The sequence below is a fragment of the Rhizobacter sp. P2_H2 genome, assembly GCF_056403375.1.
In genome coordinates, this window is sequence record NZ_JBFUFP010000095.1 from 1 (window position 1) to 10,528 (window position 10,528).

A 10,528-nucleotide genomic window follows, 5' to 3' on the forward strand; every position below is an offset into this window, starting at 1 on the left:
ACCCGCGCCCGCGCCCGCCCCGGCCCCCGTCGGCGCGCCCGCCAAGCCCACGCTGCAGATCCAGAACTACGACCACGCCGGCAGCTTCGCGATCGTCTGGAACAAGTGGTGGGGCACCAGCGGCACCTCGTGGGAGCTGTATGAAGACGGCGTCAAGGTCCAGTCCGGCACGCTGGCCGACGTGGGCAACGCGGCCCAGACGGCCACGATCCAGATCACCGGCAAGAAGCTCGGCCTCTACACCTACCAGCTGAAGCTGATCAACGCCGCCGGCGCCACGCTCAGCGATGCGTCGGCCACCACCGTCGGCAACGCCTCGCTGATCGGCATCAAGCAGTGGGATGTCGGCGGCCAGTCGCTGCAAAGCACGCTCGCTCCCGGCTCAGTCACGCTCGACCTCAGCGTCTCCGGCGTCGCCTACCCGAGCTTCACGGTCGCCTCCAACAACCCGAAGGTCGCGACGGTGTCGGTCAGCGGCAGCAAGCTCACCGTCAACGCGCTCGGCGCCGGCCGCGCCGGCATCCGCATCCTCGACGCCAACGGCAACGGCCGCTGGGTCGGCGTGCGCGTGAAGAAGCCCGACGGCAGCCTGCCCGGCCTGCCGGCGCACGTGTCGATCGGCTCGGTCTCCGACGACGGCGGCACCGCGCTGGCCAACTGGCAGAACTTCGGCAGCGGCGACCTGAACACCCGCGCCGACCTGCGCTACATCTACCTGAACGGCGGCGCCTCGGTGCCGGGCAACACCAGCTGGTGCACTTGGACGACGGTGCCGTGCTTCCGCGCCACCAACTTCATCCGCGAGTCGAAGAAGCTCGGCATGATCCCGGTCTTCGTGTTCTACAACATCGCCGACGGCGGCGAGAGCTACCCGACCGACCTCGCCCACATCCAGGACGCGACCTACATGGGCGCGTATTTCAAGGACTGGGTCAAGACCATCGACATCGCCAACACCGAGGCCGGCGACGACCCGGTGGGCTACGTGATCGAGCCGGACTTCATCGGCTACATGATGCAGAACTCCGGCCTGCAGCCGTCGCAGATCATGGCGCGCGTGGACCAGGCGTACGCCGCGGGCGTGCTGACCTCGGCCGACCCGCAGTTCCCGAACACGCTCGAGGGGCTCGTCAAGGCGGTCAACTACATCGTGCAGAAGCGCAGCCGCAACGCGTGGTACGGCTGGCAGATCAACATCTGGAGCGATGCGCAGAGCGGCGCCTCGACCAACGGGCTGATGCACATCACCGACACCGCCGAGAAGGGCTGGGCGGCCGGCCGGCCGTACATCGCCGCCAGCGCACAACGCGTCGCGAACTACTACAACGCGGCCGGCATCACGAGCTACGGCGCGAGCTTCATCTCGTTCGACAAGTACGGCTACGACGGCGGCGCCGCCGGCAACGCGAAGTGGCAGTTCAACGCCGACCACTGGAACAACTACCTGTACTACGTGCAGACGCTGAACGCCGCGCTGAAGAAGCCGGTGGTGCTGTGGCAGCTGCCGGCCGGCCACGTGAACGGCTCGGTCGGCACCAACCCGGCCACCGGCGCGCCGTTCGCGACGCTGACCAACGCGACCAGCAAGCACTACGAGGACACCGCGCCGACGTACTTCTTCGGCGACACCTTCACCGCGACGCCCAGCGTGTTCGCCGCGAGCTACTACAAGACCAACGCGGCCGGCGATCCGAAGGTGAGCTCCAACGGCGCGCAGATCACCTGGGGCAGCCACCTGCCCGAGGCCAAGGCGGCGGGCGTGGTGTCGCTGATGTTCGGCGCCGGCGTCGGCGACTCCACCGACAACATCGGCCTCGGCAACCAGCCGCTGACCGATGACCGCTGGTGGCTCGTCAAGGCGAACCGCTACCTGCAGGGCGCGGTCGTGCCGCTGCCCTGATCACGACAAGTGCCAGCAACAGCGCCGCAGCCGCCGCCGCGAAAGCTGCGCTGAGCCAGGGCACGGCACCGGCCTCGTCGCCCTCGACGATGAACGATGCCATCAGCGGCCCGAAGGCGCTGCCCAGCAGCTGGGCGGCCGGCACCAGCCCGGCCAGCCGGCCGCTGGCGTCGGCGCCGAAGGCCAGGCCGATGTGGAACGGCAGCATGAACATCCACACGAAGCCGAACACCGCGCAGCCGAGCGCGAAATCCAGCGAGCGCCCGACCGGCAGCGCATGCAGCGCCAACATCACCGCGGCCAGCACCCCCGAGCAGGCGACCAGCGTCGGCCGCGCCGGCAACCTCCCGACCGCGAAGGTGGCGAGGCTGCCGCCGATGACCTGCATCACCAGCACGCCGGCGATCAGCGTCTGCGCGGCGCGCGCATCGAAGCCTGCCGCCTTGCCCAGCGGCTCGAGGTAGGCCCAGAACGAGCCCAGCGTGGCCAATTGGAGAAACGCCACCGCCAGCGGCAGCAGCGTGGCGACCGACCAGCGGAAGCCCGAGACCGCAGTCGCCACCAGCGGCGCGAGCCGCGCCGGCTGGCGGAAGGCCAGCACGCACGGCAGCAGCGACAGCACGGCCAGCGCCGCGAACCCGCCCTGCCACCCGGCGTGCGGGATCACTGCATGCGCCAGCAGCGCGCCGAGCGCCGCCTGCGCGATCGTCTGCACGACGAAGAAGATGCCGCCGACGCGCGCCGGGTTGGCGCTGCGCACGATGACGCCGGTGGTGCCCCAGACCAGCACGCCTTCCGCCAGGCCCGCGGCGGCACGCACGGCCGTCATCGCGGCGTCGCCCGAGGCGCGCATCGTCAGCAGGTCGAGGCACGCGGCCAGCAGCGCGGCGACCAGCGTGATGCGCCGCAGCTGCGCGCCCGGCAACAGCGCATCGCCGAGCGCGACACCGAGGCCCAGCATGATGATCTCGGCCATCGCGACGATGCCGACGCCCTCCAGGCTCACCTGCTTCGCATCGACCAGCTCGCCGAGCAGGATCGGCTGCACGCCGATCATCAGCACGGCGATGGTGCCGACGGCCAGCGCCGCGGCGACCTGAAAGGGGGGCATCGGCGATGCGTCGTTCGCGGGCATGCGGGGTCTCCTCGTGGGGTGTTTCAGTATCCCTTGCTCTCTTCGGGCAGCAGGCCTTGCGCGAAGCGCGCTTCGGCCCGCGATGCATCCTTTCGCAGGCGGCCGTTGGCAATCCACCGCACCCACCATGGCAGCGCGCGCACGCGGCCGCCGGTGGCCACCGCGAGCACATGCGCCTTCGCGCATTTCTCGAACAGCTCGGCGTTCAGCGCCAGGCGCGTCGCGGTGCTGCCCAGGCACAGCGGGCGGCGCTGCACCATCAGCACGTTGCCGCGGTGCTGCTGCAGCGAGCTTGCCAGCACGCTGGGCGGCGTGGCCGGGGCCATCGGGCCGAGGTGGCGGGCCTGTTCGTCGAACAGCTGCGGCATCGTGCCGCCGAAGTCGGCGAGCGCGATGCCGAACGACCCGCCACCCCATCCGATGGCCCCCACGTCAGGGCGTGCGCGGTAGACCGCGGCATGGGCGCCCTCTTCCCCTCCTTGCTTGTCTTCTTCATGCAGCGGCAGTCGCTGCGGTGCGGCCTCCAGCGCGCTGCCGAACCACATCGCCGCCGCGCCCGGCACGCGCAGCGACAAGCTTGCGTTGCTTCCGCCCAGCAGGTGCTTGCGCTGCAGCCGTTCGCGCAGCTGCAGCCATTGGGTGCGCAGGATCTCGTCGGTGCTCATACCAGCTTGAACACGTCGTCGAACCGGTTCAAGGCGTCGTCGATCACCTCGTCGGTGTCGGCCAGGCTCGTGTAGAGGCGGCTGCCGGCCAGCGTGATCAGCCCGTGCGCGGTGTAGGCCGCGCCCATCTCTTCCATCATGTGCTTGCGGGCCTTGGCCTCGTCCTTCGCGCGGTACAGCTTGTAGAGGCTGCTGGTGTCCATCAGCAGCACGCCCGAGGTCTGCAGGTGCACGATCGAGCCCAGGTTGTAGACCACGTACGGCAGGCCGCGCGCCGCGATGATCGTCTCCAGCCCGCGCCGCAGCCGGTCGCCGGCGCGGCCCGCGACGCCGGCCGCATCGACCCGCTCAGCCTCCTGCAGCGCATGGAAGCCGGCCACGCACGACAGCGGGTTCGCCGACAGCGTGCCGCCGACGAACGCACGCCGCGCGGTGGTGCCGATGCCGCCGACCAGCAGCATCATCACGTCGCGCCGGCCGCCGATCGCGCCGGCCATCGGGTAGCCGCCGGCCAGGCACTTGCCGAGCACCGTCAGGTCGGGCTTGACGCCGAAATACGCCTGCGCGCCGCCCATGCCGATGCGGAACCCGGTGACCACCTCGTCGAAGATCATCAGCGCGCCGAACTCGTCGCACAGCGCGCGCACCTGGCGGTTGTAGTCGGGGTGCACCGGGCGGGTGCCGCTCTCGGGGCCGAGCGGCTCCAGCAGCACGGCCGCGGTGCCGCCGCGCAGGCGGTTGATCTGCAGCTTGCGGCGCAGCGCATCGAGGTCGTTCGGGTGGCACTCCTGCGTGTGCGCCGTCGCGCCGCGCGGGATGCCGACGGCCTCCATGCGCCCGGTGCCGGGCAGCCGCATGCCGTAGACCAGCTGGTCGCTCCAGCCGTGGTACGCGCCGCCAATCTTGATGACCCACTTGCKGCGCGTGTAGGCGCGAGCGAGGCGCACCGCGCMCATCACCGCCTCGGTGCCGGAGCCGAGCAGCCGCAKCATCTCGACGCCCGGCATCGCCCGGCACACCAGCTCGGCGAGCTTCACCTCGTACTCATGCAGCAGCCCGGTCACCGGCCCGCAGTCGTCGAGCACGCGGTTGACGGCCTCGCGCACCACCGGGTGGTTGGAGCCGAGCAGCGTCGGGCCGCCGGCCTGCAGGAAGTCGATGTAGCGGTTGCCGTCGACATCGGTCAGGTGGGCGCCCTGGGCCTTGGCGGCGGCGATCGGGAACGGGTGGTTGAACGCCAGGTTGTGCTGCACGCCACCGGGGATCACCGCCTGCGCCCGCTCGGCAAGCTGGCGCGAACCGGCGCAGCGCTCGTCGAAATGGCGCATCACGCCGGCCATCGCATCGCGGCGGATCGGGCGCATCGGCTGCTTCACGAGCTCGGCGAAGCGGCGGTACAGCGAATCGACATCGGGCCAGGCCGAGATGGCGCTGGTGGGAGCGGCCGTAGCGGCCGAATGGATGGGGGCGAGGTTGCTCATGGTGCAGGTCGGTGTCGTGTCGCAGTTCGGGTCGCAAGGTGGATGGCATCGGCCAGCTCGGCATCGAGCCGCGCGAAGACCTCGCGCTGCGACGGCTCGGCCTGCGCGCGCGCAGCGATGCGCTGCCGCAGGTGCATGCAGGCCAGCGTCTCCAGGTCTTCGACGGCCTGCACGGCGGCCTCGGTGCTCGGGCCGCAGCACAGCACGCCGTGGTTCAGCATCAGGTAGGCGTGGGTGTCGGCGCGCAGCCTGCGCGCCAGCAGCGCGGCGAGCCACGCGGTGCCCGACGGGGCATAGCCGACGACCGGCACCGAGCGGCCCAGCGATTGCCGCCAGGGCCCGTCCGGTACGTCGAGCGCCTGCCCGAGCAAGGCGCAGGCGCTGGCGATCGGCTGGTGCGTGTGGATGCTGCACTGCACGTCGGGCCGCGCCCGCAGCACGCGCGCATGCAGCCCGGTCTCGACGGAGGGCGGCTTCGTTCCCTCGAGCGGCGCGAGGTCGGCCAGGCGCAGCACGCAGACGTCGGCGGCCGCCATCGTCAGGTAGTCGGTGGCCGAGGGTGTCACCGCGATGCGTTCGGCATCGACACGCAGCGCAATGTTGCCGCCGGTGCCGGCCAGGAAGCCGCGCAGCGACAGCTCGACGCACAGGTCGACGACGGTCTGGCGAGCGGTCGCAGAGTCATTCATGCGGCAGCCTCCTGCGGCGCGTTCAGGCGGTGGTAGAGCGGCGCGAGGCGCTTGTGCACCTCCTTGAAGGCCTCGAACTTGTCGCCGTACAAGCGGCGCAGCGCACTCGCCGGCTCGTAGGTGCGACGCGTGCGGCGCAGCGCGGCCAGGTCGGCGAACTGCAGCGCGCCGATGCCGACCCACGCGATGCTCGCGGCGCCGATCGCGTTCGCCTGGATCGCGTTCTCGAGCTGGCGGATCGGCTGGCCGGTGACGTCGGCCAGGATCTGGCACCACACGTCCGACTGTGCACCGCCGCCGACCGCGGTGACCGTGCCGACGTCACGGCCCAGCAGGCGCGCGAACGGCTCCAGCATCCAGCGCGTGTTCAGCGCCACGCCTTCGAGGAAGGCGCGGAAGATGTCCTCGCGCGAATGCTCCAGCGACAGGTTCAGCAACCCGGCGCGCAGCCGCGGGTCGTCGACCGGCGTGCGCTCGCCGTGCAGCCACGGCGTGTAGATCAGCCCGCGCGCGCCCGGCGGCACGCGCGCGGCGATGCGGTTCAGCAGCTCGTAGGCGGCGGGGTGCTCCTCGTCGCCGGCGAGTTCGTCCGGGTGGTACAGGATGCGGTCGCGCAGGAACGACAGGTTGGCGCCCGCGGTCGACTGCAGCGCCATCGCGAGGTAGCGCCCGTCGACCGCGCAGGGCACCGCGGCGATCTTGTGGCGCACGTCGGTCTTCATCGCCGGCACGTGTGCGCCCAGCCACGACGAGGTGCCGAGGTAGAGGTGGGTCTCGTAGTCGCCGACGGCGGCACCGACCGCGACGGCCGAGGTGTCGATCGCGCCGCCGACGACGACCGTCTTCGGGTCGAGCCCGAGCGTCAGCGCGACGCCCGGCAGCAGCGGGCCCAGCACCTCGGTCGAGCGCACGATCTCGGGCAGCTTGTCGGCATCGACGCCCAGCAGGCGGATCAGGCCGGCGTCGTAGCGCACGTGGCGCGAATCGCGGTTGTCGGTGACCCAGCTTGTCAGCGCCGAATCCTGCGTCGCGCAGAAGCGGCCGGTCAGGCGCAGGTTCAGGTAGTCGGGCACGTTCAGGAACTTGTGCGTGCGGGCGCAGCGCTCGGGCTCGTGGTCGTGCAGCCACGCGATGTGGCCGGCCGAATCGCGGCCCGACAGCGACGGCGCGCCGCCGGTGAGCCGCAGCCAGCGCCACAGCTTCAGCGGGCCGTAGCCTTCGATGTTCAGCGCGCGGCCGCGGGCGCGGCGCGTGATCGCGTCGGCACCGCGTGCATCGAGCCAGGTCATCGCGCGGCCGATCGGCTGGCCGGCGCTGTCGACGCAGACGGTGCCCTCGGTCTGTGCCGAGCAGCACACCGCGACGACGCGGCGGCGCAGGCGTTCATCGGCCAGCAGCTCGCCGGCCGCGCCGATGAAGGCAGCCCACCAGTCGTGTGGATCCTGCTCGGCCGCGGCGCCGTGCACATGCAGCGGCACGGCGCGGAAGGCCCAGGCCTGCACGGTGCCGTCGATCGCCACCAGCGCGCACTTGCAGCCGGAGGTGCCGAGGTCGACCGCGAGCACCAGCCGTTCGTCAATGGACATCTCAGAACTTGCGGGAAACAGTGACGAAGAACTTGTTGTTGTCGGTGGCCTTCAGCTCGTCGCCGTCCTGCGCGAGGTAGAGCTCGCGCACGCGGGTGTGCGTGGTGACCCAGTCGGCGCTCCACTCGAAGCCCCAGCGCTTGTGCGTGATGCCGACGCGGTAGTCGGAGAAGTTCGCTTCCTTGAAGTTCTCGATCTTCTGGTAGCCGGCGTGCAGGTTCAGCGTGGTGGCCGGGTCGAGGTGGTGCTTGTAGTCGAGGTCGTAGAGCCAGCTGCCGCGCGAGTTGTTGTCGCCGCGGGCGTAGCACTCGAGGCCGGCGGTCGGGTCGGGCATCAGCGACAGCATCGTGCCGCACACGCCGCCGGTGTCGGCGCCGCGGTAGGTCTTGGAGATCACGTTCAGCACGCGGCCCTCGATCGCGCCCCAACCGGCCTCGAGCACCGCGAACTGCGAGTTGTAGTTGGTGCTGCGGAAATCCGTCGGCACGAAGTTGACGAAATCGAAACCGTGCGGCGCATCGAATTTGGCGCCCGGGAACAGCTCGGCGGCGAGGCCGATGCCGAAGTGCCAGCCTTCCGGATCGCCGAAGCGATAGCCCGCGCCGAGCGTGATGCCGAACCCGTCGCCGTCGAGGAACTGCTTCTTGCTGACCGACGAGAACTCGACCAGCCCGATCAGCCCGCTCTCGTGCGCGGCCTGCACGCTGAGCTTGATGCCCGGTTTGTTGAGCGAATCCGAGACACCGCGCGTGCGCTGGTCTGAGGTGACGCGCACCTCGGTGTCGACGGCGTAGCGGGCCGTCTCGGGTTCGGCCGAGAAGGCCGGCACGGTGATCGCGAGCAGCATCAGGCCGATGGGCACCGGCGGCCGGCTGAACAAGGTCGGTTGCATGGGCGTCTCCAGGGGTGGGTGAATCAGGGGGAACGGATCAGGGTTTGCAGACCGGCGTGTCGGGCAGTGCCGCCACGCGCTTGAGCTGCTCGGTCTGGCCGAGCACCTCGACGCCGACGAAGGCGCGGATGTGGAGGTCGCCCGACTTGACGCGCAGGGCGCCCTTGTATTTCTTCTTGTCGCGCGGGTCGTAGACCCAGCCGTCGCGCCAGGCGTCGTTGTCGTAGCGCTCGAGCTGGGCGATCAGCACGCCGCAGGTGTCGGCGGGCGTGCCGGCGTCCTTGTCCCAGACGATGCGGCCGCACAGCGCGGACGGGCGATCGGCACAGGGCTTGAACTCGATCACGGCATCTTTTTCAGCGGTCAGCCACAGGCCCTTCGCGTCGTCGGGGCCGGCGGCCATGGCAGACAGCACCAGCGAACTCAACATCACGCCCGAGACCCACTCAACGCAAGACATCCACTTCATGTCGCCGCCCTTAGTCAGTAGTCATCGCTAGTTTATAGTCATGACTATCGTTTTGTCACCACCCTGTTTGACCGCCGATCACCGGACAATCCCTGAGCCACCTGCCCTACCACGATGCCGACACCCCGGAAGAACCAGCCCGCGCTTGCGACCAAGAAGCAGCCGGCGCAGCAGCGCGCGACCGACACCTACGAGCGCATCCTGGAGGTGACGGCGCAGACGCTGGCAGATGTGGGGATCGAGCGGCTGTCGACCAACCTGGTGTGCGAGCGCGCCGGGCTGACGCCGCCGGCGCTGTACCGCTACTTCCCGAACAAGTACGCGCTGCTGAGCGAGCTGGGGCAGCGGCTGATGCAGGCGCAGAACGAGCGCATCGGGGACTGGATTTCGCCGGAGGTGCTGGGTGGGACGGCGGAGGATGTGGAGCGGGCGATCGAGGGGCTGATCCTCGCGACCTACGATGCCACCGCGAAGACGCAGGGCGGCGTGTGGATCATGCGGGCGCTGCGCGCCGTGCCGGCGCTGCAGGAGGTGCGGCTCGCGTCACACGGCGCGGTGACGCGCGAGCAGGCGCAGATGCTGGCGAGTGCGTTGCCGGGGGCGGATGCGGCGCAGCTGCAGCTCGTGAGCCGGATCGTGGTGGAGCTGGTGTATGCGACGGTGGAGATGCTGTTCGATGAGCCGCTCGATGCGACGGCGGTGGCTCGCACGGTGGCGGGGATGATCGCGAGTCATCTGGAACGGGTGAAGCCGCTGGAGTTGCCCAGCGCAACGACCACGCGCCGACGCAGGCGCTGAACCCCCGAGCGCGGCTCTGTGCGCAAGGACACCGACGCGCCCCCACCGATCGGCTACGGTTGACTCGGCTCGCGCGTGACTGCACGCGACAAGGGGGGCCTGATGAACAACGACGACGAACCGCAACGGGCGCGCACTGACGCCGACAGCTCAAGCCACGCCTGGGCGCGCCGCAGCCCGTCCATCGAGGACCAGCAGCTGACCAGCGCCACCGTGCACTGGCTGGATGCGTTGCCCCACGGCGTGCGGCCCGTGCACCTGCCCGACGACTTCCCGCGCATCGCCAACGCCTTGTGCAGGCTCTGGCCGACCACGCCGGCGCTCGACCTCTACTTCGAGGAGAAGGAATTCAGCCTGCGCGAGGACCGCCGCGGGTTCCCGGCGCTCATCAAGGAGGAGTTGCTGGCACTGCACGTCCACTCGCTGCACACCCGACCGCTGCCCTACGAAGTGCGGGCGCCGCAGAGATCCTCGTTGCTCGGCTGACCCGCATGCGCGCCCTGCGGCGCCCTATGAAGCGCGGGCACTCTGCCGCGCGTCGCCGCTCGACCCGGCGCGCTCCGGCAGCAGGCTGGCCAGGCCGGCACGAAACGCGTCCAGCGCCAGTGGCTTGGTCCAGTAGTCGAGCGCGCCCAGCTCCAGTGCCGTGGCCACGTCCGCCGGCGTCGTGTTGGCCGACACCGCCACCACCCGCAATGCCGCCGTGGCCGGATCGTCGCGCAGGGCGGACAGCAACTCCAAGCCGGACAGGTCCGGCAACTGCATGTCCAGCAGGATCAGGTCGGGCTGCCGGCTGCGCGCCAGCGCCAGCCCGTCGCGGCCGTTCACCGCCTGCAGCAGTTGAATGCCCTCGCAGCGCGTCAGCAACTGCGCCACGAGCAGCTGGTTGACCGGTTCGTCCTCGATGTAGAGC

General features: G+C 70.3%; 11 protein-coding genes. 3 read left to right on the forward strand and 8 right to left on the reverse strand.

The window, feature by feature from the left end:
* The coding region (locus tag AC1D15_RS08485) for a chitinase N-terminal domain-containing protein (protein ID WP_477825633.1) at positions 1–1,900 on the forward strand (1,900 nt) is incomplete at its 5' end.
* Here AC1D15_RS08485 and AC1D15_RS08490 read toward each other — a convergent pair.
* The 7 genes from AC1D15_RS08490 to AC1D15_RS08520 are packed head-to-tail and all read right to left on the reverse strand — an operon-like array spanning position 1,854 to position 8,817.
* On the reverse strand, positions 1,854–3,035 hold the full coding sequence (locus AC1D15_RS08490) for an MFS transporter (RefSeq protein ID WP_477825634.1): 1,182 nt from the start codon (positions 3,033–3,035) through the stop codon (positions 1,854–1,856). The two genes, AC1D15_RS08485 and AC1D15_RS08490, sit on opposite strands and share 47 nt — an antisense overlap.
* 23 nt (positions 3,036–3,058) lie before the next feature.
* Positions 3,059–3,700: a hypothetical protein gene (locus tag AC1D15_RS08495; protein ID WP_477825635.1), complete on the reverse strand. Its 642-nt coding sequence runs from the start codon at positions 3,698–3,700 to the stop codon at positions 3,059–3,061.
* Positions 3,697–5,181, reverse strand: a complete 1,485-nt coding sequence (locus tag AC1D15_RS08500) for an aspartate aminotransferase family protein (protein ID WP_477825636.1) — start codon at positions 5,179–5,181, stop codon at positions 3,697–3,699. Before AC1D15_RS08500 ends, AC1D15_RS08495 begins: the two co-directional genes overlap by 4 nt.
* Positions 5,178–5,870, reverse strand: a complete 693-nt coding sequence (locus AC1D15_RS08505; RefSeq protein ID WP_477825637.1) for a class II aldolase/adducin family protein — start codon at positions 5,868–5,870, stop codon at positions 5,178–5,180. The genes AC1D15_RS08500 and AC1D15_RS08505 overlap by 4 nt, the downstream gene beginning before the upstream one ends.
* Positions 5,867–7,456, reverse strand: coding sequence for a xylulokinase (locus AC1D15_RS08510; protein WP_477825638.1), 1,590 nt, complete (start codon positions 7,454–7,456; stop codon positions 5,867–5,869). Before AC1D15_RS08510 ends, AC1D15_RS08505 begins: the two co-directional genes overlap by 4 nt.
* A gap of 1 nt (position 7,457) precedes the next feature.
* Positions 7,458–8,348: a TorF family putative porin gene (locus tag AC1D15_RS08515; RefSeq protein WP_052212477.1), complete on the reverse strand. Its 891-nt coding sequence runs from the start codon at positions 8,346–8,348 to the stop codon at positions 7,458–7,460.
* 37 nt (positions 8,349–8,385) lie between these two features.
* On the reverse strand, positions 8,386–8,817 hold the full coding sequence (locus tag AC1D15_RS08520) for a DUF2147 domain-containing protein (protein WP_477825639.1): 432 nt from the start codon (positions 8,815–8,817) through the stop codon (positions 8,386–8,388).
* 114 nt (positions 8,818–8,931) lie between these two features.
* Here AC1D15_RS08520 and AC1D15_RS08525 point away from each other — a divergent pair, with 114 nt between their 5' ends.
* Together AC1D15_RS08525 and AC1D15_RS08530 are read left to right on the forward strand one after the other, a co-directional pair.
* The gene (locus tag AC1D15_RS08525; protein ID WP_477825640.1) at positions 8,932–9,615 is read left to right on the forward strand and encodes a TetR/AcrR family transcriptional regulator; all 684 of its coding nucleotides are present in this window, start codon (positions 8,932–8,934) and stop codon (positions 9,613–9,615) included.
* A 75-nt stretch (positions 9,616–9,690) separates the two neighbouring features.
* Positions 9,691–10,101, forward strand: coding sequence for a hypothetical protein (locus AC1D15_RS08530; protein ID WP_477825641.1), 411 nt, complete (start codon positions 9,691–9,693; stop codon positions 10,099–10,101).
* Positions 10,102–10,125: 24 nt separating this feature from the next.
* Here AC1D15_RS08530 and AC1D15_RS08535 read toward each other — a convergent pair.
* The coding region (locus AC1D15_RS08535) for a response regulator (RefSeq protein ID WP_477825642.1) at positions 10,126–10,528 on the reverse strand (403 nt) is incomplete at its 5' end.

What these genes read in the sequence shown, in the direction of transcription:
- AC1D15_RS08490 (WP_477825634.1), bottom strand. Translation starts at nt 3,035, where the DNA reads ATGCCCGCGAACGACGCATCGCCGATGCCCCCCTTTCAGGTCGCCGCG.
- AC1D15_RS08495 (WP_477825635.1), bottom strand. Translation starts at nt 3,700, where the DNA reads ATGAGCACCGACGAGATCCTGCGCACCCAATGGCTGCAGCTGCGCGAA.
- AC1D15_RS08505 (WP_477825637.1), bottom strand. Translation starts at nt 5,870, where the DNA reads ATGAATGACTCTGCGACCGCTCGCCAGACCGTCGTCGACCTGTGCGTC.
- AC1D15_RS08510 (WP_477825638.1), bottom strand. Translation starts at nt 7,456, where the DNA reads ATGTCCATTGACGAACGGCTGGTGCTCGCGGTCGACCTCGGCACCTCC.
- AC1D15_RS08515 (WP_052212477.1), bottom strand. Translation starts at nt 8,348, where the DNA reads ATGCAACCGACCTTGTTCAGCCGGCCGCCGGTGCCCATCGGCCTGATG.
- AC1D15_RS08520 (WP_477825639.1), bottom strand. Translation starts at nt 8,817, where the DNA reads ATGAAGTGGATGTCTTGCGTTGAGTGGGTCTCGGGCGTGATGTTGAGT.
- AC1D15_RS08525 (WP_477825640.1), top strand. Translation starts at nt 8,932, where the DNA reads ATGCCGACACCCCGGAAGAACCAGCCCGCGCTTGCGACCAAGAAGCAG.